Source organism: Georgenia phoenicis (assembly GCF_047302425.1).
GTDB lineage: Bacteria > Actinomycetota > Actinomycetes > Actinomycetales > Actinomycetaceae > Oceanitalea.
In genome coordinates this window covers 2,703,473-2,728,830 of record NZ_CP154855.1, presented here as the reverse complement: position 1 = coordinate 2,728,830, position 25,358 = coordinate 2,703,473, and the positions used below count along the sequence as shown (strand labels likewise).

Here is a 25,358-nt window from a genome sequence, read left to right as displayed (position 1 = left end):
GACCTCTCCGTTACACTTCTCGTCGGCGTTGTTGATCGGGACTGTGAAAGAGATCGTGTGACTTGCTGCTTGGAGACTGCTTGATGCCCGAGAGGTCCGGGGCATCGTCACCGCCGTCGGTGACGCGACGCCAGCTGCGCGAGAGCCGCAGCAAGGGCTCCCGCCACCGTCCCACCGGTCCGGTGCGTAGGCGCGCCGTCGGGGGACCGGCGGCTTCGGGTCCTGCCCCGGCCTCGCCCACCCGCCGGGGTACAGGCTCCTCCCGTGAGGCGAGTTGGTCGCAGATCCTCGGCGAGCGTGAGCCCGCCCCGGAGATGAGTGCCAACCGCCCGGTCTCCCGCCGCGAGCTGCGCACCACCGGGAAGGCGTCGCGCTCACGGCGACGCTCCACCTCCCGCGGTGGCCTGCGGCGCGCCGCGACGCGGTCCGCGATCGTGACGGCCCTGGCGGCCTCAACGATCGTCATCCCCCTTCTGGGAACGTTCTGCATTGACCCCGCCCACGCCCACCCCGGCGAGACGCGGCAGCTGGCACCAGCCACCACTCCGGACGCCACCGGCACCACGGAACAAGCCGCCACCCGGGCTAGGCCCATCGAGACTCCCGATGATGTGCCGTCCGCTGCTCCGGACCCCTCGCGCAGTAAGGACCAGGCATCGCGCTCCGCTGAGCGTGAACCCGCCGAAGACCCCCAGATGAAGGCGATGCCAGAACTCGAACTGCTCGCGGAGGAAGGCCCTATCGAGCCGGTCGAACCGGCCGAACCGGCGCCGACGTTTGTGCTGCCGCTGGCTCAGGACGCCTTCCGGTTGTCGTCGTCCTACGGAGGACGGGCCGACCCGTTCAACGGGGCAGCGGCCTTCCACGAGGGGGTGGATCTGGCCGCGCCGATGGACACCCCGATCTACGCCGTCGCCGACGGGGTGGTGGACTATGTGGGTCCGGGCAAGGACGGACGGTCCAGCATGATCATCGTCGTCGCCCACGAGATCGAGGGCCAGCGGGTCTATAGCTGGTACAACCACATGTACGCCGATGACCTCTACGTGCAAGAAGGCCAGGGCGTGGCCGCTGGTGAGGTCATCGCCGGTGTGGGGTCCAATGGCAGGTCTACCGGGCCGCATCTGCATTTCGAGATCCACACCGATGACGAGTTGACCACCACCGACCCGCTGGCGTGGCTGCAAGAGCTGGGCGCAGTGGACATCAGCGCACTTTCGTGACGCTGCTGGCGCTGAGTCGGGACGGGCAAGTTTCTGGCAGTATCGGTGGGCTTGGCCGGACGTAGTTGCGTCCCCTTCACGGTCCTGACGTGCCATGGTCACAGTGGCCCGGATCGGCACCGCCAGGAGGTCAGGCGGCTGGTGCTTACGTCCCATCTTGGAGGTGCCCCGATGCCAGGAAGGTCAGAACCGACCAGCCAGCAGATCGACGGTGGACCAGTGTCCAGTGTCATCACCACCTCGCAATGGCTGACCATGCGGCCCTTCGTCCTTATCGGGGCGATTGCGATCATCGGTGGTGGACTCGTCGCCGCTGTTACCGGCCCGCTCGGCTTCGCCAGCGGGTCCTGGGCGGCGGCCTACCTGGTGTTGGTCGTCGGTGCCGCGCAGGTCGCGTTGGGTGGGGGACAGGCCATGCTCGCCGATACTGTCCCCTCCTGCCGGCGCCGCGGCTGGCAACTGTTGTGCTACAACACGGCCAACGTCGCAGTGCTCACGGGCACCCTGACCGGTGCGGTGGCGGTGGTTGTGGCAGGCGGGGTGATGCTGTTCGTTGCCCTCGTGCTGTTCCTCACCGCAGCACCTCGCAGGCACACGCGCCGGTGGCCGCTGATGATCTACCGGGGACTCATCGTCGTGCTCGCAGTGAGTATCCCAGTCGGTCTAGTGCTCTCAGCCCTACGCCATGGCTGAACCGTGCTGATTTGGCGCGGCCACGTGTTCATGGATGAGCGGTGCCGCGACCGTCATGGAGCGGTGCGCACTGGAGGAAATACCGGAGAGGCCAGCGCCTGATGGGGGTTACGGCACGGGCTGTTTGCGGCCGGTGGCTAGGTACTCCGGTGTTCGAAGGCGGGGGACCCGTCCGGTGCACCGGGTGCGGCGGCTCAGCAGGCCGGCCGCCACCCCAGCAGCAGCCAGCACCCAGGCGATCACCTCGGGGGCGGCGCCGAGTCGGGCGGCTGGCGTCAGGGTGGTGCGCAGCGGGAGCGTGGCGGTCAGTTCCTCGGCGGTGAACAGTCCGCTGCGCTGGGTCATGGCCCCGTCGGGCATGATGACGCCGCTGACACCGACGGTGGAGATCTGGATCGTTGCCCGGCCGTGTTCCACCGCGCGGAAGCGCGACATCGCCAGTTGCTGGGTCGACTCCGCGGAGTAACCGAAGGAGGCGTTGTTCGTCGGAATGATGATGAGCTCTCCGCCGGCAAGGACACCTTGGCGGATCAGGTCGGCGTAGGCGACCTCGAAGCAGATACCCACGGCGGCATCAACCTCGCGCTCGAGTCGGTTGACGGGGATGGTCATGAGCCCCGGCCCGGTCCCGGCCGCCATGTCGGTGGAGACCCGGTCCACCAGTGGGGTGATCTGCCGGAAGAAGTCCCGGTAGGGCACGTACTCCCCGAAGGGGACGGGATGCTGCTTGGCATAGGCGGCGCTGGCGCCCTGGCCGGCCTGCCACAGCACCATTTCGTTGTAGCGGATGTCCTGTCCGGTGGGGAACCGTTGGGTTCCCAGCAGCAGCGGCGCGCCGGCAGTTTGCGCGGCCGCTTCGACGAGCGCGGCCTGGTCCGCGTCGGTGCGCGGGTCGATGTCCGCGGCGCTCTCCGGCCAGAGCACCAGGTCCAGTTGGGCTGACCCCACCGAGTCCACCAGCCGCTGCGTGCCGCTGGCGTGGTTCGTGGTGATCTGACGGGCTTGGGCCAACCAGTGGGCACCCTGCTGGGGCACATTGCCCTGCACGGCACCCACCCGCAACGTCCCCCCCTCCGCGCCGGTGTGCACCGGAAGAAGCCACGGTCCGAGGCCTAGGACGACAGCAGCGCCGGTGGCGCCCACGCAGGCCGCGATTCGCCGTTGGCGCCCCCAGACCCACACCAGCGCCATCAACCCGGCGATGGCCACCACGACGGCGGAGACCAGGACCTCACCACCGTAGGGAGCCAGCCGCAGCAGGGGCGCGTCGGTCTGGGAGAACGCCAGGATGCCCCACGGGAACCCTCCGAACGGCCACGAGCCACGAATCTGCTCGACCCCCACCCAGATGACCGCGGCCAGGGCGATCTTGCCAAGGGGGTGGTCGCGGACCCACACCGCTTCTCGGGCAAGCGTCCACGCGGCGGCGAAGCCCGCGATGTAGAGAGCCTGCGCCAAGCTCAGCGCCACCCACGGCAGGAGTGAGCCGGTGGCGTGCACCGCCCAGTAGATGTGCGGGAGGAAGAATGTCAGACCCCACACCAGTCCGGTGACCCCCGCCCGCACCATTCGCGCCTTACGTAAGGCGAGCAGCAGCAGCGCGACCCCGAGGTAGGCCAACGGCCACCAGCCCCGATCAGGGAAGGCAAGGTTGGTCAGCCAACCCCCCACCGCAGCCATCAGCAGCGGTATCAGCGCAACCCGAGAGGCAGGCATCAAGGAGCCCGCGGGGCGCCTGTCACAGATAACGGGGTCACGTGCCACAGCACCTATGGTGCTGCCATGTCCGCCCCGATCCACGCTTCACGTAGCTCCCTGGCCCGACTGTCCGTTCTCGCATTCCTGCCAGCACTTGTCCTTGCTCTTCTTGGCGCCATGATGGTAGCCCTGGCCACGAGCGCGGCCGCGCACGACACCATCATCGACGCCGAGCCGGCCCACGACGCTGTGCTGGACACTGCACCAACGGAGATCGTGCTGACCTACAGCGCCGAGGTCCTTGATCTGCCGGCGGCCATCATCGTCACCGACGCCAACGGCGAGATCGTCGTCGAAGGCGAGCCGAGGGTCCAGGGGCACTCGGTGGTCCTGGACCTGCCCTCTTTGGCGAATGGGACCTATGAGGTGCTGTGGTCGGTGGTCTCCTCCGACGGGCACCGCACCGAAGACGTGTACAACTTCACGGTGGACGCCAGTGAGACAGCCGGCGACCCGCTGGCCACCACACCCGGCGAATCGACCAGTGAGACCCCCACCGCGGAGACAGGCGCAGAGCCTGCCACACCGGCACCCGCCACCAGCCCCGACCGCGCCGCGGATGCCGATTCCCCGGTGACAGGGTGGCCCATCGGCGCCGTGATCCTGGTGCCGGTCGCTGTCCTTGCCCTCGCCCTGATCGCTGCCCTCCTCTACCGCCGCAGGCGACAGCCCTAGACCGCTTGGGTGGATCACACGCCGGACGGTGCTATGTACCGCGACCTCTGCACCGTTCAACGCGAGATCCCGTTGACCCTCAAAGCCTTCACATGGGCCATGACGCCTATGATGTCGCTCCATGGACTACGTCGTGGCGCTCTTGCCCTCCATCGGCGTAGGCACGCTCTTTTTCATCGTCATGCGTGCCATCCTCCTGGCGGACCGACGCGAACGCGCCGCCATGCGTAAGTTTGAAGAGGCGCAGAACTCCCGAGTTGCTGCGCAACGCAGCGAAGAGGACACGGACGGCAGCTGAAGGCGTTGCACGGCACGCTTGCGTCACATCGGCGGTTTCCGCCGGCAGGTTGCCACACTAGTGTCATGGCCCCCACTTTCCCCGCCGACTGAGGAACGTCCACACCAGCACCCTGAGCGGCGAGGCCACAGCACCCGCACACCGGCCGAACAATGTGGGCACATGAGGCGGGCGCGACGCGCTCCTGGTGTTCGTCAACTACTTCGTCGTCAACCTCTTCACTACGTCTTCCAGGTCTCGCCACAGCGAGCGGCTCGAGAAGTACACCCCCCCTCCCAGGTTGTCCGCTTAGTGTTCTCCCTCAAAGGACAAAGGTGTGCTCGACAGCGAAGGGGAACCCGGTGGGCGACAAGAGGCAGCAGGCGCGCGAACGTGCCGCCAAGGTGGCGGAGCTGCGGGCGGCGCAGGCCCGGCAGGAACGCCGGCAGAAGTTCCTCGTTTACGGGGTCGTGGCCGTGGTCTGCCTCGCCCTGGTCACCGCCGTCGCGGTGCCACTCATCAGCCAGGCCCGGCGCCAGGCGGCGATCGAGGCCACAGCCGGCGCACCGGTGGAGGGCGTGGAGCTCATTGAGGTTGCCTCGGCCAACCACGTCCCCGGCACTGTGGACTACCCGACCTCCCCGCCGGCGGGTGGGGACCACAACGGGGTGTGGCAGAACTGTGGCGTGTACACCGAGCCGGTGGTCAACGAGAACGCCGTCCACTCCCTCGAGCACGGCGCCGTGTGGATCACCTACTCCGCTGACCTCCCCAGCGAGCAGGTCCAGGTCCTGACCGACCGGGCCGCACAGGGGCAGGGGTACGTACTCGTCAGCCCCTACCAGGACCTGGCCGCGCCCATCGTGCTCAGCGCGTGGGGCGCCCAGCTCGCGGTAGACGAGGCCGACGACCCCCGCGTGGACGCCTTCCTCACGCAGTACGTCCAGGGCGAGCAGACCCCCGAACCCGGTGCGGCGTGCTACGGCGGCACCGGCACGCCCGCCGCCTGAGCACGCGGGCATGACCGACACACCCGACATCCCCCCTCCGTCCGCCTCCCGAAGCGGCGACTTCCCCCGCCGGCTGGCGATCGCCGGCGCGGTGGGCGTCCTCATCGCGCTGGCCGCCGTGGTGGGCCTCATCGCCGGATCCCGCCTTGCCGTGTCCGCCCCGCAGTTGCCCGGTGAGGGCTCGGTGGATGCTGGCTTTGCCCGCGACATGGGAGTCCACCACTCCCAGGCCGTGGAGATGTCGGTACTCATCCGTGACCGCACCGACGACGCCGAGTTGCTCAGTCTCGCACTGGACATCATCCTCACCCAGCAGCAGCAAGCCGGACAGATGTACGCCTGGCTCGAGCTGTGGGGCCTGCCGCAGACCTCGACCCAAAGCCCCATGGGCTGGATGCAGGACCACTCCGATCCCCAGGCCCACGCCACCGCGTCCGACCCCATGCCCGGGATGGCCACCCGGGAGGAGCTCAATCGGCTCGCGGCCGCATCCGGCGCCGAAGCCGAACGGCTCTACCTGGACCTCATGGTCGCGCATCACGAGGGTGGGATCGAGATGGCCCAGTACGCCGCCGACAACGCCCAGAACTCGGCGGTCAAGGGACTGGCGGTGAGCATCGTCAACTCCCAGAGCGCGGAGTTGAACGTGCTCAATGACCTCCTCGCCGCCCGCGGCGGACCACTGCCCGACTGACCTCAGTCGTTGCACCGCGCGCCGGTTGCCGTACCCCGGGCACGTCGACTCCACCGGCTGCCTCTGGCCTCCACGTCGGGTGTGGGGAGGGTGTGTCTCGACCGTCCGGGGCGCTGATCTGGTGGAAGGTCTGGGTGCTGGCGCGGACGGCCGTCCGGCGGCCTCGCGCTCAATGTCTCTCCGGCGTCAGGAGGGTTGGAACGCCCAGTGCCAGGGTTCGCGTGGGGTGTCCTCCATGAATCCGAACCGTGCGGCGTTTGTGCGCATCCATGCCTGCGCCGATGTGTCCAGGTCGAGGTCCACGGCCATTCCCCAGCCGTGCTGGCTGGTGCCCGGCTTGGCGCCCAGGCCGCCCTGCGAGTACAGGCCCTTGCGTCGCACGACGTCGACCTGCACGTCGTAGGACCGGTAGGAGTCGGTGACGCCGATGGCTATACCGTCGGCTGCGGCTGCCGAGAGGAGCTTCTCGAACGCCTGGGCGGCGGGCGCCCACAGTTTGTGGCCGGTGTCGCCCACCGGTTCCAGAGCGTCACGCGGGATGCGGCCATTGCCGTACGCGGCGAGATCGACCGGCACGCCATCGCCGTTGACCTTGAACGGAGACCCTCCAAGGTTGGAGGTGCCGGCGGCCACAGCGGGGGCGGCGTCGGCGACGGCGCTGGCGAGGACCTCGGCGAATGCTGTGGCCGAGCCGGTGGCTGACTGCATCCGCGGGGGCGAGATCGAGCTAAGGGTCGCCTCGATCTGCGCCATGCGCTGAGAGATGGCGAGGATCCCATCCACCGATACTCCGTTCGTCGTCCACTACGTCCTATCGGCCCGTCTTCACCTCTCGTTAGCGAGAACCGCCGCCTCCACTCACCTTGTGGACGCGTGAAGTGCGCGCACCGGCGACGTCCCGCCTGCAGTGACCTGGTGGATGCGGTCGTCGAGCTCGCGCACGAGTTGGAGCCCCTCAGGCGTGGTGTTCTGACGGCACCGCACCCAGCCGAGCCGGGTCCGTTGCGGAGAGGTTCGGCCCCAGCCGCACGCCCCGTCATCGCGCCTCGAACGCACAGAGACTAAGACGCCGATAGTGACAATCCGGCCCCATCTCTACTGTACTCGGCGTGCGGCAGCCCCCTTTCGGTTCGCCCTGCGCAGCAGGAGAGCTTGGTGACGCCGACGCCGCCCGCGGGATCGGTGGAGTCAGTAGCGCGGCGCACCGGGGAGCACCTCGAGCTGCCAATCGGTAGTGACAGCGCGGAAGGCGTCGCCGTCGACGTTGAGGTCGTCGATGGTCTTGGGGTCGTTGTCTCCGGGCATGAGGCCGTCGTCGGCTCTGCGGTCCCACCAGGCCCAGCAGGTGCCGTAGCCGGTCTTGGAGGTGAACTGGATGCCGAGCGGGAGGGAGCCGTCGAAGAGTGTCTGGCTGCGGACTTGTTGCGCGAGGAGGGTGGTGACGGCGCGGTTCTCACCGGTGGTTCCGCTCAGGGTGAGCAGCGGGACGCCGGCCTGGCGTAGCGGTTCGGCGAGGTCCAGGCCCAGGCGGTTGAGTGTGGCCTTGTGGTCGATCTGGACCCACCAGCCATCGGCTGGCATGGCGACGCGGTGCAGGCAGCGGCTCATCTGCCAGTCCACGCTGACGGCCCAGGGGCGTTCTCGTCCGTTGGCGTCGGCCTGGTCGCGGACCGCGGTGATGTAGTCCTCCACGCTCAGGCCGATGGCGTCAGCGTCGGCCTGCAGGGCGGCGCGGGCGGCGCGGAAGTCCTGGAGGACCTCAGCGAACGCAGTGGTTGCCCGGTCGGCGAAGTAGACGGTGCGCCCGATGGTGTCGAAGCGGCCGCGCTGGTCGGGAAGTTCCGCGGGCAGCGGTCCGACGTGCTCGTTGACGCGCACGGCGAGGATGCCGCCGGAGCGGGTGTAGCGCTCCTGGGCGACGCGCCAGCCGTCTTGACCGCGTGCCGGCACGAGGTAGAGACCGGTGCGGGGACAGACCCGGGATCGTGAGGCGGTGCTCACGCCGCCGGGGAGCCATCGATGAACGCCAGGGCGGCGCCGATGACCTCGGCGCTCTTGAGGTCGCGCACCGCGGAGACGGGGGTCGTCTCACCGAGGCGCGGGTTGGCGCCCACCAGCCAGGCGAGGGCGACGTCGGGCCCTTCTGCTTGAGCCATGAGGTGCCAGACGCGGTAGCCCAGCCTGAGCTGGTTGACGGTCTTCAGGCGCGGCTCGGGGCCGTCGGGGCGGGCCCACCTGGCGGGTTGGCCGCGGTCCCTGGTGCCGGTTATCGCCTGCACGACGGTGGTGCCTACGTTCTCGTTGAGGATTCGCACCAGGTCGTGGATGTCGAGCCTGGTGGCGTCGGCATGCGTGGCAACAACATCGGATCTCATGCCAAAACACTACGCGTGAAGCGACCTAAAAGCCACTGCGGATCCGACTGGAAGCCATGGGAACTGGTAGTCCTGTTGGCTGCGCATCTCCGTGAGGCCCATGGGTCAGCGAGGCGGACGTGGGGTGCCACCGGCTGCGGCAGATCTCGGGTCCATGGTGGGTGGCCCTCTACGACCGACCTATGGTCGGTGAGATAGTGCAACCGCTGCTCGATAAGCTCGGCGACTGCGGTGAACAGCAGTGCCGCTGTACCGAAGGCCAGTCCCGCGATCGGTACGGGAGCGAAGACCACGGCGTCATGCTCGTGGGCCGGCCCCTTGCAGAGACCGGCCCACCTGGGGTGGCTCAGCCCACTCGGGCGGGCTCCACCGGCTGCGCCGCGGGTGCCGGGGCGACCTGCGTCGTCGCCGGCTCGCGGCGCCGCATGAGGCGCATGGCGTTGACGATGACGACGAGCACGGAGGCCTCGTGGACGAGCATCCCGATGGCCATGGTGACCCCGCCCGCGAAGACGCCGGCCATGAGAGCAGCGACGGTGGCCAGGGCGATGACGATGTTCTGGCGCATGATGCGCACGGTGCGCTTGGCCAGGCCGATGGACTCGGGCAGCTTGTGCAGCTTGTCGCCCATGAGGGCGATGTCGGCGGTCTCCACGGCCACGGCCGAGCCGGCCGCGCCCATCGCCACGCCGATGTCGGCGACCGCGAGCGCGGGGGCGTCGTTGACGCCGTCGCCGACCATGGCCACCGTGTGGCCCTGGGCCTGCAGCTCGCGCATCGCGTCGAGCTTGTCCTCCGGCAGCAGCCCGGCGCGGACCTCGTCGATGCCGGTGGCCTTGCCGATGGCCTGGGCCACCAGCGGGGCGTCACCGGTGAGCATGACGACCTTCTGCACCCCTGCGGCGTGCAGGTCGGCCACCATCTGCGCGGCGTCCATCCGTACCTGGTCGGCCACGGCGATGACGCCGAGGACGGCGTCATCGAGCGCCACGATCATCGGAGTACGGCCGGCGGCAGCCAGCTCCTCGGCCGCCCGGGCGGCTCCGACGGTGTCGGCCACCCCGTACTGCTCGAGCAGGCCGGCGTTGCCGATGAGCACACGCCGTCCACCGGTGGTGGCGGTGATGCCCTTGCCGGGCACCGGCTCCGTAGCCTCCGGCAGGCCGGCAGTGGACAGGCCCTCCGCCGCGGCGGCCTCCAGGACCGGGCGGGCCAGCGGGTGCTCCGAGCCGGCCTCGGCGCGAGCGGCCCAGGTGAGTACCTCCTCGCGGGTCGAGGCGGGGTCCAGGACGACGACGTCGGTCAGGTAGGGCCGACCCTCGGTGAGGGTGCCGGTCTTGTCCAGGGCCACGGCGTCGATGCGCGCGGAGCTCTCCAGGTACTCCCCACCCTTGATGAGGATGCCGTCGCGCGCGGCGCGGCCGATACCGGCGACCACCGTGACCGGGATGGAGATGACCAGCGCACCGGGGCAGGCGATGACGAGCAGCGTCAGGGCCAGGACGACGTTGCCGGTGGCCAGCCCCACGATCAGTGCCATGGCCATGATGCCGGGGGTGTACCAGGTGGCGAAGCGGTCCATGAACGCCTGGGTCTTGGCCTTGGCGTCCTGGGCCTCCTCCACGCGGTGGATGATGCGGGCCAGGGTGGTGTCGGCGCCGATGCCGGTGGCGCGCACCTGGAGGAAGCCGCCACGGGAGACGGTGCCGGCGAACACCTGGTCGCCCTCGGTCTTCTCCGCGGGGATGGACTCACCGGTGATCGAGGCCTCGTCCAGCGCGCCGTTGCCCCCGATGACGACGCCGTCGACGGGCACCTTGGCACCGTTCTTCACCAGCACCGTCTCACCCGTGGCAACCGCACCGGCCGGGACCTCGACCTGCTCACCGTCGCGCAGGACGACGGCCACGTCGGGAGCGACCGCGACCAGCTCGGCCAGCGCCGAGCGGGTCTTGGTCATGGTGCGCGCCTCCAGCGCGTGGCCGATGGCGAACAGGAAGGTCACCGCGGCGGCCTCCCAGTACTCCCCGATGATCACCGCACCGATCGCGGCGATCGAGACCAGCAGGTCGATGCTGATGTTCCTCACCATGAGGGCCCGGACGGCCTTGATCGCGATCGGGACACCGGCCACCGCCGCGGCGGCCACCATGAGCAGGTTGCTCACCGGGTCCGAGCCGAGCACCCGGGCCACGAAGAACGAGAGCAGGATCAGGGTGCCGGAGACCGTGGGCACCATCCACGGCCCGTTCCACCACTTCGTCAGCTTGTTCACTGTCTTTCCTTCCGATGTCACCCGCAGTCCCGGGCGTCTGATCACGACGTTACGAGGACGGCGGCGAAGCTTCCTTGACGTGCGTCAATCACCGGTAGACCGCCCTGAAGTACCGCCTTGGCAGTGGCGCAGCATGCGACAGCGCCACCACCGAGACGACTCGGTGGTGGCGCTGTCGGAGCGGGTCAGAAGGCGGAGGGCCTGGCCACGTAGCCGGCCTTGGCCACGGCCGCTACCAGGTCCTCCACGCTGGCGGTGGTCGGGTCGTGGTCCACCTCGATGCGGGCGGAGGCGAAGTGCACCTTCACTGCGTCCACGCCGTCCAGGCGGCCCACCTGCTTCTCGATCTTGGCCACGCACGAGGGGCAGGAAAAGTCCTCGGCCCGCAGGATCGTGCGGGTGGTGTTCGTCGTCGTGCTCATCGGTCTCGGTTCCTCTCGTCGTCACTCATCGGTGCAGCTCTTGGCTACTAACCACAACGCTACGCACCTGGTGCTCGACCGTCCTTGACGCAGATCAATCGACCGTAGATATGAGCCACACGGGCGCGAGTGGCGGCGCGCTGCCGCCGCCATCGATCGCGGTCTTCACTGATAAACCTCCCGGCCGACCCCCTTGCGAGAAGGTCGGAGGTCAGTGCCGGTGTCGGGCGGGGCGGCCGAGTAGGGGGTGTTCGGAGCTGGTTCCCGCTAGGCGGGGTATCCGACACACTGCCCAGGTGGTCTCCCTGGTGATCGGCTATGCCCGGGGCTCCCGCTTCGGCGTCGACGGCAACGAGCGGCTCTGCTGGCACTGGGAGCCAATGTCGACCGTGTGTACCTCGACGAGCGGCCTTAGACCGGGATGAAGCGTCCGCGGCTGGGACTGCGAGAGCACTGGCCGCGCTCGTCGCTCATCAGCTCTTGACCCGACTGCAGGCGTCACGCACGGTGCAGGTCGGTGAGGACTGCTATGCAGCGGCGCAGCCGGACACCGAGCTTCTGCTGACGTGCTGGCCCGGATCATGGACCTCCAAGCCGGGCTGGACAGCAAGCGGACCGCAGAAGGCTTGCCCACCGCGCGCCGGAGTCGCGGACAGCTGCTCGGCCGCCCAAGGTCAGTCCTCTCCGGGAGCGCGAGCCCCCGCCAAATAGCTTCTAACAGGCGGCGGCGGGTCGGATTGCCGGTGAGGACGGGTGGTGCAGACGGGGGAGGTCGCTCGCTCCTTAGCTTCCTGATGAAGCCGTCGCGAGCGTAACTTCCCTAGTCAAGTGATGGGCAACGAGTCCGCAATCCTTAGCACGGCCGTAGTGCCGCAATGCCTGAGCTGCTGCGGTATCTGCGCGCAACGGTGCCTGCGGCATGACGGCTGGGGGACATACCGCCGCAGACCAGGTGCCTGTGGAGGGACCGACGGGTGTCCTGTTACTCCGCTGTGCCCGAGTGCACGTATGACCTGTGAAGGCTGATTGAGCTGACAGGTGGTGAAACGTGGCGATGAAGCAGTTTCGACGTGCGGCCCTGAGGGGTCATTGCGACGTGGGGACGGGGGAGCGGCAATGAGTGCCACCGCCGACACGGCTGCTGGTGTGTGGGTCAGTGACTACACCACTGCCGGCGGGGTGCACGTTGCTGGGCACTGGCGCCGGCGTCGCACCGGTACCGCCCACACCTCGTCGGGTGGTGGACACGGCGGGGAGGATCGGGCAACGAGACCGCATGGTCATGAGCTGCTGGCCAACAGTGCGACCAGCGCGGCGAGTGCGGAGACTGAGCCGTGCGGGACGGGGAGCATTGCTCCGTTCGTCATGGCGGCTGGGATGGGCACGGCCGCTGAGCGGTTGGCGGTGGCGGAGGAGCGGTATCGGGCGGCGGTGGTTGCCGCGGGGGTGAGCTCGCTTCAGCGGCGTCGGGGTGACCTGTCTGCGGATCCGCAGGCCGCGATCCGGGAGCGACGTGAAGCCAAGCTCGCGTTGGAGAAGGCTCGTGTCGAGCTGGCTCAGCAGACCGTGGCCGTCCCCGACGCTGAGGACGGGCCCACTCCCAACACCACAACGGGCCCAGCGCGGTGCACCGGCTGTGGTCAGTTCCGTTCCGCCGAGCATCACTGCCCAACTCCCGCTGGCCTCCCTGGAGGGGACTACGCCGGCATCAAGCCCGATGAGCGGGTCAAGGCGATGGTCGCCGACCTCGAGACCGCGGTCGCGGCCATCGTCGAGTCTGGCCAGCTACATCGTTGGCTGGACGCGATGGCCAGCAACGGGCTGAGCCGCTGGAGCGCGAACAACCGGATCCTCGCAACCGTCCAGATGCTGCAGCGCGGTGAGTCCCTCGAAGGTTTGCACATGATGGGTTTCCGGCAGTGGCAGAAGTACAACCGCCAGGTCACCAGGGGTGCCCGGGCGGTGTGGATCCTTGCACCTGTCACACGCAAGATCCTCGTCGAGAACGATGATGGCACCCGCACCCCGGTGCAGCGCCTTGTCGGGTTCAAGAGCGTGTCGGTATTCAACATCTCTGACACTGCCGGAGAGGATCTCCCCGGACCACCAGTCCGCCCCGCCCCGGGTGAGGCGACGCGCGGCACGCTCGAGGGGTTACGTGAACGGGTCGCCAAGGCCGGCTACACCTACGAGGAGTCGCAGATCCCTGGATGTCGCCCGGACACGGGCGAGGGGGCCTTGGGCTACACCGATCCAGGTACCAAGCGAATCGTCGTTGATTCTCGACTGGGTAGCGCGCAGAAAGCCGCGGTCATCGCCCACGAGCTCGGGCACGTTCACTGTGGTCACGTCGACGGTGACTACGCCGAGTACCAGCGCCACCGCGGGCAGATGGAGACGGAAGCGGAGATGACTTCCTATCTGGTCAGCCGGTCCCGGGGCATGACCCGGGACCAAGTCGAGGCGTTCTCGCCCGGCTACATCGCCCACTGGTCACAGGGCGATCCCGCCGTCATGCACAAGGCAGTCGATAAGGCCACCCGCGCCTTCAACAAGATCGTCGACGGCACCTGGCCCACGGAAAGGAGGTGAGACCCATGACCGAGATCGAGACCCTCACCCGCGCGCTCGGCCTAGCTCTCGATGCACGCGATGCCCTTACTGCTGAGCTGGAGTGGTTGCGAGGAAGGAGCGGGGGACCGGACGCACTGTCACACCGAACCGGTTTCGACCCAACAAGCCAGTGTGACTTCACCAGCACCACGAGAACGGAAAGAAGGGGAGCGGCATGACCGAGATCCACGTCGCCGAGATCACCGACCCGATCACTGGGGAGAAGACCACACTGACTGCCGACACGGAGAGCGAGCTCGAGCAACTCATTACCGCTGAGCTCGAGTCCGCCTACCCTTCGCCCGAGCAGACAGCCACCGAATGATCGACGGATGCGCGCCCGACTAGATCTGGGGCGCGCTGCTGTTACCTGCCGCCGGCTCGTTGCACGTATGACCTGTGAAGGATCGTCGACTCGTAGGCGGTGAGGTTGGTGCGGTATCCGTTCCCGAGCGCGCAGGCACGACCGACCGTGAGGTGCGGAGGGTATCCAGCGTCGTCGCTCGCGGTGTGGGGAGGGGACGTGTCTACTGACGCATCGGCGGCGGCTGACTATCAGCTCATCCATGAGCCGGACAGCAACTCCCACTGGATGACCGCCTACCTGCCACCCCACCAGCTGGGCGAGCTCTTGGGTGATGAGCGGATCACCCCGGCTCATGCGCGGGAGTTCTTCGACTACTCGCGGGTCATGGCCGTCAGCGCCTTCGTTCGCCGGCGATGGGCCGCCCACGGCGTGCAGGCTGACTTCGTCGCACTCCTCAGCGGCAAGGTTGCGCTCTCCCAATCACTGCTTGTGGGCGACGAGTGGGGAGATCTCAGCGATGAGGACCTCGCCGATGCGGTCAGGCACCTCACGGAGACCGCCAGGTTGATCGAGCTGGACATGGCCGCTCGACCTGGGCAGGTCTCACTGTTCGGCAAGGAGCTACTCGACTACCTGGACACACGCGTGCAGGCACCGTCGCGAGGAGCCGGCAGTGAGGTGCGCAGCGCGCAGAGCGGGGATGAGGAGGTCAACGTCCTGCTGGAAGCAGTCCTGGTGCATTCCGCGGGTGGTCCGGCTACCGGGGGATCTGGTGGCGCGCGCGACCTGCTGGGACATGGAGGCGAGGCCGATCGTGCTGTGGTGGAGCACGAGGTGGAGATGTTCGCCCTCGCGCACCCCGCCGCAGGAAGTGCGCTGCGGGCCTGGGTTGCCGACCAGCCCACCGCTCGCCAGCAGCTGGAGGAGATCGTTGCAGGAGCGGGTGGCTCACCTGATGCCGGCTGCCTCGCGGAGATCCGATGAGTGCCTCAGGTGGCCCGGGTGTGTGGGTCAGCGACTACACCACTGCCAGCGGGGTGCACGTTGCTGGGCACTGGCGTCGGCGAAGCTTCGGGGCGCAGTTCGAGAGCGGAAGTGACCCCCCCCGACCAGGGTCGGGCGGCCGAGTCACCATCGACGGCATCTGCCGCTGCATGGTCGTCGGCGGCCGAGCGGCTCGCGGTGGCGGAGGAGCGGTATCGGGCGGCGGTGGTTGCCGCAGGGCTGAGCTCGCTTCAGCGGCGTCGGGGTGACCGGTCGACAGATCCGCAGGCCGCTGTGAGGGAGCGTCGCGTGGCGAAGGAGGCGTTGGAGGCCGCGAGGTCCGCAGCCGCCGCCCCGCCCTCGGCCGGCAACCTCCCCGGCGGCAGCTCGGCGCTCGAGCGATGCACGGAGTGCGGCCAGTTCCGATCTGCTGACCACAAGTGTGCGCCCCGCGGCGTCGCCGCGGAGGACCGCGCCGCGCTGCAGTGGACCCACGAGGGTCGCGAGGACCTGGACCCGGAGGTCGGTGCGCTCTACGCCGACCTCGATGACTACGAAGCCTCGGGCGTGTATGACGAGGACACCCAGTTCATGCTTGCCGCTCGCGCCCGCCGGCTCGGTGTCGGTCCACGCCGGAAGTCTGCCCTCGTGGATGGCGTCAAGGTCACCGCCTTCGCCCGTCACCTCGAGGACGAAGGGCAAGCCACCGCTGAGCATCGCCTTGAGTTTCCCGATGAGCAGCGCGGATCGGTCTACTACGGCGACGGCACCGGTCGGTGGTACTCCTACGGCCCCGGAGGGCAGCAGCTCGCCACCACCCGCGAGGCTGCGATCGGTGCGCAGGTCTTGTACTGGAAGGCAAGCCAGCGTTGGCCCCACACCCATGACGCTCTTGACCGCGGCGAGGACGTCGAACCCAACGTGCACTACATGCATCTGCCCAACCAGCACACCCATCCCGGGCGGTGGTGGGTCCGTCCCCCCGCGGAGCTGTCCAAGTTCCCCCAGCGCCGGTACGTGACCACCCCCGAGACCCGCACCTGGGCGGTTGATCTCGGCCCCGCCGGGACGGCGTGACGCCGCGACCCGGGCGGCAACGTCATCGACGGGAGCGAAGAGCTCAGCCCCCAGGAGTGCAGCCGAATCCGAGCAGCTGCAGCCTCCGACCCGAGTCTGGACGGACCGTGATGTGGGCCGGGCCAGCACCGAGCTGTGAAGGGACATCAACTCACAGGGGGTGTTCGTAATGGTCACGACAGCCCGACCTGCAGCCGCGGAAGAGCTCCCGAGCCTGCCTGGACGCGTGGCACGAACCGTGGTCAGCGCAGGGCTGGTGTCCTGTGTGCTCGTTGCCGTCATCTGGTTGCAGGGGGCGCTGTGGCGGCTCTGGATAGTTGGTCCGGTCCTCGTCGTTGCCTCCGTGGCAGTAGTTGCCAGGCAGGTCCACTCTCACCGGCGGCGTGAGCTCGAGGCCCATCTCGCACGGGCCCTTGCCCCCTTGACCGGGGAGCGGGCAGCCGGAGTGGCTGCCGTGCAAGGCAGCAGATGGCGCGGCAGGGGCGTCGGCGTGCCGGGACGGATACTGGTGCGCTACCAGCCGGCGGTCCACGACGGCCCGGACTGGGTGGGCCAGGTCCACGAGGCGATCGAGCGCCGGCTCGCGATGGACGTCTCCACGCTGAAGCATGATCGCCGCCGTTGTCGGATCATCCTCAACGTCACTGACGAGACCGAGGCCACAGCGGGGGAGAAGCAGGCAGCCCGAGCGCGCTTGGTGGCCCGGGAGCTCTTCGGGCGAGGTGCCTCGATCAAGATCGAAACTCGCCCCGCAGCCGACGGTGAGGCGGAGCTGATCGCGGTCGACGTGAAGCATGAGCTACGCGCCAGGGTCGTCTCACCGTCCACCCGCGCCCGGATCGAGCGCGTGTTCTCGGCGATGCTCCCCAACCGCTGGCGCGCGCGGTGGGACCTGGTCGAGGACCAGGTGCGCTTCGAGCTTCGACCAGTCATGCCCACGGCGGTGCCTCACCCGGCCGAACCGCTGACCGCGGAGAACCTCCACCGCATCCCGGTGGCCGTGGATGAGGACAGCCAGCCGGTGAGCTGGGCGCTCAATGGCTCGGGACCGCACTTGATGATCGTCGGCAAGACCGGCACAGGAAAGACCGTGGCAATCCTGGGTGCGGTCATGGAGTTCGCACGTCGCGCGTGGCCGGTGTGGATCTTGGATCCCAAGCGGATCGAGTTCATGGCGATGCGCAGCTGGCCCAACGTGCAGATCGTCGCCACCTCGGTCGAGGACATGGTCGCCACCGTCAAGGCCGCACACGACCTGATGGAACGCCGCTACGAGGACATCGAGAAGAGGGGAGCGGACGAGTCGGAGTTCGAGCCCCTGCTCGTGGTCCTGGACGAGTTCCGCAACTTCCACCGACTGGTCACCGCATGGTGGACCGCGATCAAGGTACGCGGGATGCCTACGAAGTCCCCGGTCTTCGACTGGGTCGCAGCCATCGCCGAGAAAGGCAGATCCGCTCGCGTGCACCTGATCCTGGGAACGCAACGCCCCGACGCAGACTTCATGACTGGCTCCATGCGCGACAACTTCGACACAAGACTGGCGATGGGCCGCCTATCACCGCAGGGTGCCCAGATGATGTGGGACAGCCCCTACCTGGGCATCGCGGTACCTCGGAAGATCCGAGGCCGCGGAACAGCGATCTCCGAAGAGGAGAGAGTCTCCGAGGTCCAGGTCCTGTGGACCCCAGATCCGCGCCGGGCCACACGAGACGCCCGCGAGAGCGACCTGGCGATCCTTGCGCAGCTACGCCCCAATCAAGCGTGGGGGAGGTGGCGCAGCTCGGCGCCGCCGAGGTGCGCGACGCCGCGGCCGCCTTCGCCCGCGCCGTGCCGCAGGACGCCCGGCTGGCCACGCGGGTCCCCGACGGCCTGCCCGCGGGTGACGCCGCCGCGGCGGTCGTCGAGGGGATCGTGCTCGCCCGCTACCGGTTCTCCCTGCGCAGCGAGCAGACGGGGCCGGTGGCCCTGCGCTCAATCGTCCTCGTCGCCCCCGAGGGCGAGCTCGGGGAGGTCCGGGCCGGGGTGGCCCGCGGCCTGGCCACGTCCCGGGCCGCCTGCCTGGCCCGCGACCTCGCCGCCTGCCCGGCCGGGCTCCTCACCGCGACCCGCCTCGGGGAGATCGCCGAGGCGCTGGCCGAGGGCTCGCGGCTGCAGGTGGAGGTCCACGACAGGGCCGCCGCCGTCGAGATGGGCCTGGGCGGGCTGCTCGGCGTCAACAAGGGCTCGGTCGAGGAGCCGCGGATGGTCGTGCTGCGCTACGTCCCCGAGGGGGAGCCCACCGGCCACCTCGCGCTCGTCGGCAAGGGCGTCATGTACGACTCCGGCGGCATCAGCCTCAAGCCCAGCGACCTGTCCCACTCCCAGATGAAGAACGACATGACCGGGGCCGGGGACATCCTCGCGGCGATGTCCGTGCTCGCCGAGCTCGGCGCCACCACGCAGGTCACCGGCTACCTCATGTGCACCGACAACATGCCCTCCGGCTCGGCGATGCAGCTCGGCGACGTCCTCACCATCCGCGGTGGCCGGACCGTCGAGGTGCTCAACACCGACGCCGAGGGCCGGCTCGTCATGGCCGACGCGCTCGTCCTCGCCGTCGAGGAGGGGGTCGACGCGATCGTCGACATCGCCACGCTCACCGGGCAGTGCCTGCGCGCCCTGGGGGAGGAGGTCGCCGGGCTCTTCGCCAACGACGACGACCTCGCCGCCCAGGTGAGCGCGGCGGCCGAGCGCACCGACGAGCAGGTGTGGCGCCTGCCGCTCGTGCGCAGCTACCGCACGGAGCTGGACTCGGAAGTGGCCGACATCAAGAACATCGGCGGCCCCAACGGCGGCTCGATCCACGCCGCCCTCTTCCTCGAGGAGTTCGTCGCCGGCAGGCCGTGGGCGCACCTCGACATCGCCGGCACCGCCCAGTCCTCGGCCGAGCGCAGCTGGGTGAATAAGGGTCCCACGGCCTTCGGCGTCCGCCTGCTCATCGAGCTGGCGCTCGCCTTCGCCCCGCCCACCGTGCAGCCCGAGCAGCCACCCCGCGGCCTCGCGTGACGGTGGCCAATACGGCCGCTATCGCGTGTCCACCGGGCGATCGGTGGGCCCGGTGTGGTTCAGTGGACCCGCAGGTGCGTCGCTGACGCACCGCTTGGAGGACACACATGGCGACCCGTACGACTTCCCCCGCACGGTCCGCCCGGCCCGCCAGGCCGAGCGCGAGCTCGGCCGCGCGCTCCGGAGGACGGTCGAGTCGCGCCCCCAGCCCGTCACGACCCCCGTGGCCGGTCCGGGCGGTGCGTGGGCTGTGGTTGGGGATCGCCCACGGCATCGGAGGGACGCTGCGTCGTATGGGAAGTGGTGCGCGCGGTCTGGACCCGGCACTCCGCAAGGACGGGGTGGCCCTGCTGCTCCTCGCGCTCGCGATCATCGTCGCCGCGCGTGAGTGGTTCGGGCTGTCCGGGGCGGCGGGCACCGTCGTCCACGCCGTCACCGCGGGGAGCGTCGGCGTGCTCGCCGTCCTCCTCCCCGTCCCGCTGGTCGTCCTCGCCGTGCGCCTCATGCGCCACCCCGAGCGCGGTCAGGACAACGGGCGAGTGACGATCGGCGTCGCGATCGCCGTCGTCGCCGTCACCGGCATCATCCACATCGCCAAGGGCGTGCCGAGCGCCACCCAGGACTTCCCGGCGGTGCAGGACGCCGGCGGCGTCGTCGGCTGGCTGGTGGGCACCCCGCTCACCGTGCTCCTCAGCGAGTGGGTCGCCATCCCGGTGCTCGTCCTGCTCGCCTTCTTCTCCCTCCTCATCATCACCGCGACGCCGGTGGCCGCCATCCCGCGCAAGCTGCGGGCGCTGACCGGCCGCAAGGACCGCGCGAGCGACGACGGCGCCCCATCCCCGCAGGAGGAGGAGGTCGCCGCCCCCCGCCCGCCCAGGCCGCGCCGCCGTCGGGCCCCCAAGGCCGAGACGGAGGTCGTCCCCGGGGACTACGCGGCCGACGAGGCCTACGCCTCGGCCGCCGAGATCGCCGCCGCCGCGGAGGAGACCACCGTCCTGCCCGAGCAGGGCCGCAAGCGCGGCGCGCGCAAGAAGGCCGCTGCGCCGGAGCCGGAGGAGGCGCCCGAGGAGGAGCTCCACGCTCCGCCCACCGAGCCGCTGCCGGCCCGCGCCGAGCAGCTCGAGCTCAGCCCGGACATCGTCTACCAGCTCCCGGCCGACGACGTGCTCGTCAAGGGTGCGCCGCACAAGGTCCGCTCGGCCGCCAACGACCGTGTCGTCGAGGCGCTGAGCAACGTGCTCGAGCAGTTCGAGATCAACGCCAAGGTCACCGGCTTCTCCCGCGGCCCGACGGTCACCCGGTACGAGGTCGAGCTCGGGGCCGGCACGAAGGTCGAGCGCGTCACGGCGCTGAGCAAGAACATCGCCTACGCCGTCGCCAGTGCCGACGTCCGCATCCTGTCCCCGATCCCCGGCAAGTCCGCGATCGGCATCGAGATCCCCAACGCCGACCGCGAGACCGTCTCCCTGGGTGACGTGCTGCGCTCCTCGGTGGCCCGCCGCAGCGAGCACCCGCTCGTCATGGGCGTGGGCAAGGACGTCGAGGGCGGCTACGTCGTCGCCAACCTCGCCAAGATGCCGCACCTGCTCGTCGCGGGCGCCACCGGCGCCGGTAAGTCGAGCTTCGTCAACTCGATGATCACCTCGATCATGATGCGCGCCACCCCCGAGGAGGTGCGCATGGTGCTCGTCGACCCCAAGCGGGTGGAGCTGACGATCTACGAGGGCATCCCGCACCTCATCACCCCGATCATCACCAACCCCAAGAAGGCCGCCGAGGCCCTGGAGTGGGTGGTGCGGGAGATGGACGCGCGCTACGACGACCTCGCCGCCTTCGGCTACAAGCACATCGACGACTTCAACGCCGGGGTGCGCGCCGGCAAGGTCAAGCCGCTGCCGGGCAGCGAGCGCAAGATCTCGACCTACCCCTACCTCCTCGTCGTCGTCGACGAGCTCGCCGACCTCATGATGGTGGCCCCGCGCGACGTCGAGGCCTCCGTCCAGCGCATCACCCAGCTCGCCCGCGCGGCCGGCATCCACCTCGTGCTCGCCACCCAGCGGCCCTCCGTCGACGTCGTCACCGGCCTCATCAAGGCGAACGTGCCCTCCCGGCTGGCCTTCGCGACGTCGTCGCTCGCGGACTCGCGCGTCGTCCTCGACCAGCCCGGCGCGGAGAAGCTCATCGGGCAGGGTGACGCCCTGTTCCTGCCGATGGGCGCGCCCAAGCCGATGCGTGTCCAGGGCGCCTGGGTCACCGAGTCGGAGATCCACGCCGTCGTCGAGCACGTCAAGAGCCAGCTGCAGCCGAGCTACCGCGAGGACGTCGTCGTCGCGGCGGCGAAGAAGCAGGTGGACGAGGACATCGGCGACGACCTCGACCTGCTGCTCCAGGCGGCCGAGCTCGTCGTCAGCTCCCAGTTCGGCTCGACGTCGATGCTCCAGCGCAAGCTGCGGGTCGGCTTCGCCAAGGCCGGGCGGCTCATGGACCTGCTCGAGTCGCGCGAGGTCGTCGGCCCCTCCGAGGGGTCCAAGGCGCGTGACGTCCTCGTCCAGCCCGACGACCTGCCCGCCACGCTGGCGATGCTCCGCGGTGAGACGCCTCCGCCGTCGGGCGAGGACGTGCCCTACGACATGGCCGCCGAGGTGGACGCCACGACCGTCCTGCCCACGGGCGACGCGGAGGTCGTCGAGGACTACTACGACGACGACACCCCCTCCGACGAGGACGCCTGGAACCTCACCGACCGCTGATGGCCGAAGCGGTCCTCGCGCCGCCTCCCTCGCGCCGACAGCAGAGTTGTTCCAGGGTCTCCCGCTCCGACAGCAGAGTTGTTCCCGGTGCCCCTCGCGCCGACAGCCGGATTCTCCGGAGGCGAAGACACACACCGCGTGCGTTCCGCGGCTGCGTGTCCCGCCCCTTGCGTCGAGAGCCGGATTCTCCGTACCCGACGGGCGCGGAGAATCCGGCTGTCGGTGAACGGGGCGGGTGGTCAGCCGGCGGAGCGCGGGATGACGCGGGGCGGCGGACCGGTGGGCTGGGGCGGCTCGGTGCGCTCGGCGGCGTCGTCCCCGACGACGTCACGCACGTCCTCGTAGCGACTGGTGATCTGCGCGTCGGTGAGAGTGAGGCCCTCGGGCCGCTCGCCGGCGACGAGGTCGGAGAGCACGTGCAGGCGCTGGGCGCCCACGCGGTCGACCGTCACCGCCGTCCACTCCACCGTCTCCACCCGGGCGGGACCGCCGTCGGGCTTGACGACGTGCGCGATGGCCATGAGCCCCGACGCCGTCTGCGCGACGCAGCACAGCTCGTCCTGGTTGGAGATGAAGTTGCCCAGCCCGTAGGCCACCCACATGCCGTTGCCGCTGGGGCCGCCGGGAAGGAGCTCGATGGGCTGGGGGACGTGGGCGTGGTGGCCCAGGACGAGGTCCACCTGGCCCGACTCGGCGAGCGTCTCGGCCAGGGAGAGCTGGTCCGCGTGCGCCGTACCGCTGTACTCGCTGCAGCAGTGGATGCTCGCGACGACGAGGTCCGCCCCCGCCTCCCGGGCCTCGGTGGCCATGCGCACGAGGCGGTCGGGGTCGATGAGCTCGACCGCCCAGGGGCTGTCGGAGGGCACCGGGATGCCGTTGGTGCCGTAGGTGGCGGCGAGCTGCGCGACCCGGATGGTCTGGCCCTCGCGCTCGAGCTCGTACCACTGCGGGCTGTCCGCCTCCGCCCGGCTGCGGGCGGTGCCGACGTGTCCGAGGCCCGCGGCGTCGAAGACGTCGAGGGTGTGGGTGAGGCCCGCGAGCCCCCGGTCGAGGCTGTGGTTGGTGCCCGTCGAGCAGCCGTCCCAGCCGAGCGTCGCGAGGTTCGCGGCGAGCTCCTCGGGCGCACCGAACATCGGGTAGCCGCTCGGCTCGGTGCCGGGCGGCGCGACGGGCACCTCGGCGTTGCACAAGGCGAGGTCCGCGCCGCGGGTGTACTCCGCGGTCGCCTCGAGCATCGGGACGAAGTCGTAGCCCTCGCCGGTCCGGGCGTAACGGATGACCGTCGCGTGCGGCAGCACGTCGCCGGCGCCCAGGATGGTGAAGCGGGCGTCGGGCCGTGGCTCGGGCGTGGGCGTGGGAGCAGGGGTGGGGGTGGGCTCCGCGGCGGGGGTCGACGGCGTCGTCGTCGCGAGCGGTGCGGCGGGGGGCCCGGGCTGCCACGGCTGCCACAGGGCAACGGCGGTCAGGGCGAGGGCGAGCAGGACGACGCCGAGCACACCGAGCACCACCCGGGGCGCGGGGCCGGGGCGTGCGGGCAGGGCGTGGCGTCCCATGGCGCAGAGAGTACTGCGCGGCGGTCGGTGTCCCGGCACCCCGGCCCGTACCCTGGACCCCATGTCGACGGAGAACCCCCCGCACGTCCCGCTGTGGAACCTGGCGAACGTGCTCACGATGGCGCGCGTGGCCCTGGTGCCCGTCTTCGCCGTCCTCATGCTCGGCGACTCCACCGCGGCGCGCGTGGGGGCGACCGCCGTCTTCCTCCTCGCCGCCGCCACCGACAAGCTCGATGGCCACATCGCCCGCAGCCGCGGCCTGGTGACGAACTTCGGCAAGATCGCCGACCCCATCGCGGACAAGGCGCTCGTCATCGCGGCGCTCCTCCTGCTGTGGGCGGAGGGCACGATCCCGTGGTGGGTGCCTGTCGTCATCATCGTGCGCGAGCTCGGCATCACGCTGCTGCGCTTCGTCATGGTCCGCCGCGCCGTCATGGCCGCCTCCAACGGCGGCAAGCTGAAGACCGTCCTCCAGATCGTCTTCATCACCGCCTACCTCGTCCCGTGGGGCTCCCTGCTCCCCGAGGCGGCGGCCGACGTCGTCCTCACGTGCGCGTGGTGGGTCATGCTGCTCGCGGTCGTCGTCACCGTCGTCACCGGGCTCGACTACGTCGTGCGTGCCGTGCGTATCGCGCGGGCCCCGGCCCGCCGGTGACCGCCGCGGCGGTCGTCGCGCGCCTGCGGTCCGCGGGTCTGACGGTCGCGACCGGCGAGTCCCTCACCGGGGGACTGGTCAGCGCCGCCCTCGTCGACGTCCCCGGCGCGTCGAGCGCCGTCCGTGGCGGTGTGGTGACCTACGCGACGCCCCTGAAGGCGCAGGTGCTGGGCGTCGCGCAGGAGGTGCTCGACGACGGCGGCCCGGTCCAGCCCGAGGTCGCCCGGCAGCTGGCCCTCGGCGCGGCGCGCCTGCTCGGTGCCGACTGCGGCATCGGGACCACCGGCGTGGCCGGGCCCGGTCCGGCCGACGGCGCCCCCGCGGGCACGGCCTTCGTCGCCGCGAGCCTCGCCGGCACGGTGCGGGTCCGCCGGCTGGTGGTCGCCGGAACCCGGCCGGCCGTGCGCCGTGCGGCGGTGGGGGCCGGGCTCGCCCTCCTCCTCGGGCTGCTGGAGGACCGGGAACAAAGTGGTGCGCCCGCCCGTTGACCACACTGATGACGACGAACAGTGTTCCGGGCCGCACCGAGGTGCGACCGACACGCCGCCCTGTGGGACGGCGCCCCGCCCGACCCGCGCCCTCGCCCGGGTCGGGGTACGGTAAGACGACTTTCGGCGAGCGACAGGAGGTGGCCCCGGTGATCGTCCTACGACGCGAGATCGGTGATGTGCTCCGGACGGTGCGCCAGCACCAGGGCCGGACGCTGCGTGAGGTCTCCTCCGCGGCCCGTGTGTCCCTCGGCTACCTCAGCGAGGTGGAACGCGGTCAGAAGGAGGCCTCCTCGGAGCTGCTCGCCTCGATCTGCACCGCACTCAACATCCCCATGTCCTTCGTGCTGCGCAAGGTCAGCGACCGGATCGCGGTCGCGGAGGGCGTCCACGTGCCCGACACCGTGCCCGAGGAGCTCGTCTCCTCGCTCCGTGAGGAGCTTGCCGGCGTCGCCTGACACGCGTCCCAGCACTGCCCGCA

The 25,358-nt window shown here is 69.9% G+C and carries 22 protein-coding genes and 1 pseudogene; 16 read left to right on the top strand and 7 right to left on the bottom strand.

The annotated features are described in order from the left end of the window. Positions 1-314: 314 nt before the first annotated feature. Entirely contained in the window at positions 315-1,223 is a 909-nt protein-coding gene (locus AA0005_RS12950; RefSeq protein WP_324653728.1) for a M23 family metallopeptidase, read from the top strand. A gap of 219 nt (positions 1,224-1,442) precedes the next feature. Further along, positions 1,443-1,916, top strand: a complete 474-nt coding sequence (locus tag AA0005_RS12945; protein WP_324653730.1) for a hypothetical protein — start codon at positions 1,443-1,445, stop codon at positions 1,914-1,916. A 108-nt stretch (positions 1,917-2,024) separates the two neighbouring features. Here AA0005_RS12945 and lnt read toward each other — a convergent pair whose 3' ends face one another. Beyond that, a complete protein-coding gene (gene lnt, locus AA0005_RS12940; protein WP_413450573.1) occupies positions 2,025-3,680 on the bottom strand; it encodes an apolipoprotein N-acyltransferase in 1,656 nt (551 codons plus the stop codon). Between the two features lie 18 nt (positions 3,681-3,698). Here lnt and AA0005_RS12935 point away from each other — a divergent pair, with 18 nt between their 5' ends. From AA0005_RS12935 to AA0005_RS12920, 4 genes are all read left to right on the top strand, one after another. Continuing rightward, complete coding sequence (locus AA0005_RS12935; RefSeq protein WP_324653732.1) at positions 3,699-4,349, top strand: copper resistance CopC family protein; 651 nt, start codon at positions 3,699-3,701, stop codon at positions 4,347-4,349. A gap of 121 nt (positions 4,350-4,470) precedes the next feature. After that, positions 4,471-4,647 carry a hypothetical protein gene (locus AA0005_RS12930; protein ID WP_324653733.1) on the top strand — a complete coding sequence of 59 codons (177 nt, stop codon included), beginning with the start codon at positions 4,471-4,473 and terminating at the stop codon, positions 4,645-4,647. A 341-nt stretch (positions 4,648-4,988) separates the two neighbouring features. Further along, the gene (locus tag AA0005_RS12925; RefSeq protein ID WP_324653734.1) at positions 4,989-5,636 is read left to right on the top strand and encodes a DUF3105 domain-containing protein; all 648 of its coding nucleotides are present in this window, start codon (positions 4,989-4,991) and stop codon (positions 5,634-5,636) included. A gap of 10 nt (positions 5,637-5,646) precedes the next feature. Continuing rightward, positions 5,647-6,330, top strand: a complete 684-nt coding sequence (locus AA0005_RS12920; protein ID WP_324653735.1) for a DUF305 domain-containing protein — start codon at positions 5,647-5,649, stop codon at positions 6,328-6,330. 186 nt (positions 6,331-6,516) lie between these two features. Here the strand turns inward: AA0005_RS12920 and AA0005_RS12915 are convergent, their stop codons facing one another. The 5 genes from AA0005_RS12915 to AA0005_RS12895 form a co-directional block, all read right to left on the bottom strand. Beyond that, positions 6,517-7,113, bottom strand: coding sequence for a M15 family metallopeptidase (locus AA0005_RS12915; protein ID WP_324653736.1), 597 nt, complete (start codon positions 7,111-7,113; stop codon positions 6,517-6,519). Positions 7,114-7,518: 405 nt separating this feature from the next. Then, entirely contained in the window at positions 7,519-8,280 is a 762-nt protein-coding gene (locus tag AA0005_RS12910) for a hypothetical protein (protein WP_413450572.1), read from the bottom strand. A 47-nt stretch (positions 8,281-8,327) separates the two neighbouring features. Beyond that, the gene (locus AA0005_RS12905) at positions 8,328-8,705 is read right to left on the bottom strand and encodes a hypothetical protein (RefSeq protein WP_324653739.1); all 378 of its coding nucleotides are present in this window, start codon (positions 8,703-8,705) and stop codon (positions 8,328-8,330) included. A gap of 346 nt (positions 8,706-9,051) precedes the next feature. Continuing rightward, the gene (locus tag AA0005_RS12900) at positions 9,052-10,980 is read right to left on the bottom strand and encodes a heavy metal translocating P-type ATPase (RefSeq protein ID WP_413450571.1); all 1,929 of its coding nucleotides are present in this window, start codon (positions 10,978-10,980) and stop codon (positions 9,052-9,054) included. 185 nt (positions 10,981-11,165) lie between these two features. Then, positions 11,166-11,402, bottom strand: a complete 237-nt coding sequence (locus tag AA0005_RS12895) for a heavy-metal-associated domain-containing protein (protein ID WP_324653742.1) — start codon at positions 11,400-11,402, stop codon at positions 11,166-11,168. 1,116 nt (positions 11,403-12,518) lie between these two features. Between AA0005_RS12895 and AA0005_RS12890 the strand changes: the two genes are divergently transcribed. From AA0005_RS12890 to AA0005_RS12860, 7 genes and pseudogenes are all read left to right on the top strand, one after another. Next, positions 12,519-13,994, top strand: a complete 1,476-nt coding sequence (locus AA0005_RS12890; RefSeq protein WP_413450570.1) for an ImmA/IrrE family metallo-endopeptidase — start codon at positions 12,519-12,521, stop codon at positions 13,992-13,994. A 196-nt stretch (positions 13,995-14,190) separates the two neighbouring features. Beyond that, positions 14,191-14,340, top strand: coding sequence for a hypothetical protein (locus tag AA0005_RS12885; RefSeq protein ID WP_413450569.1), 150 nt, complete (start codon positions 14,191-14,193; stop codon positions 14,338-14,340). Between the two features lie 198 nt (positions 14,341-14,538). After that, positions 14,539-15,306 carry a hypothetical protein gene (locus AA0005_RS12880; RefSeq protein WP_413450568.1) on the top strand — a complete coding sequence of 256 codons (768 nt, stop codon included), beginning with the start codon at positions 14,539-14,541 and terminating at the stop codon, positions 15,304-15,306. Between the two features lie 309 nt (positions 15,307-15,615). Then, the gene (locus tag AA0005_RS12875) at positions 15,616-16,383 is read left to right on the top strand and encodes a hypothetical protein (protein ID WP_413450567.1); all 768 of its coding nucleotides are present in this window, start codon (positions 15,616-15,618) and stop codon (positions 16,381-16,383) included. Positions 16,384-16,552: 169 nt separating this feature from the next. After that, positions 16,553-17,635: pseudogene (locus AA0005_RS12870) on the top strand (FtsK/SpoIIIE domain-containing protein); the annotation flags it as partial. 521 nt (positions 17,636-18,156) lie between these two features. After that, positions 18,157-19,431 (top strand): leucyl aminopeptidase family protein, encoded by a 1,275-nt coding sequence (locus tag AA0005_RS12865; RefSeq protein ID WP_413450566.1) that lies wholly within the window; start codon positions 18,157-18,159, stop codon positions 19,429-19,431. Between the two features lie 107 nt (positions 19,432-19,538). Next, a complete protein-coding gene (locus AA0005_RS12860) occupies positions 19,539-22,181 on the top strand; it encodes a DNA translocase FtsK (protein ID WP_413450565.1) in 2,643 nt (880 codons plus the stop codon). 239 nt (positions 22,182-22,420) lie between these two features. Here the strand turns inward: AA0005_RS12860 and AA0005_RS12855 are convergent, their stop codons facing one another. Beyond that, entirely contained in the window at positions 22,421-23,734 is a 1,314-nt protein-coding gene (locus AA0005_RS12855) for a CapA family protein (protein WP_413450564.1), read from the bottom strand. A 61-nt stretch (positions 23,735-23,795) separates the two neighbouring features. Between AA0005_RS12855 and pgsA the strand changes: the two genes are divergently transcribed. The 3 genes from pgsA (at position 23,796) to AA0005_RS12840 (ending at position 25,335) form a co-directional block, all read left to right on the top strand. Continuing rightward, complete coding sequence (gene pgsA, locus AA0005_RS12850) at positions 23,796-24,389, top strand: CDP-diacylglycerol--glycerol-3-phosphate 3-phosphatidyltransferase (RefSeq protein WP_413450563.1); 594 nt, start codon at positions 23,796-23,798, stop codon at positions 24,387-24,389. Beyond that, positions 24,386-24,877 carry a CinA family protein gene (locus AA0005_RS12845; protein WP_413450562.1) on the top strand — a complete coding sequence of 164 codons (492 nt, stop codon included), beginning with the start codon at positions 24,386-24,388 and terminating at the stop codon, positions 24,875-24,877. Before pgsA ends, AA0005_RS12845 begins: the two co-directional genes overlap by 4 nt. Before the next feature lie 149 nt (positions 24,878-25,026). Then, the gene (locus AA0005_RS12840; protein WP_110852306.1) at positions 25,027-25,335 is read left to right on the top strand and encodes a helix-turn-helix domain-containing protein; all 309 of its coding nucleotides are present in this window, start codon (positions 25,027-25,029) and stop codon (positions 25,333-25,335) included. The last annotated feature ends 23 nt before the right edge of the window (positions 25,336-25,358 follow it).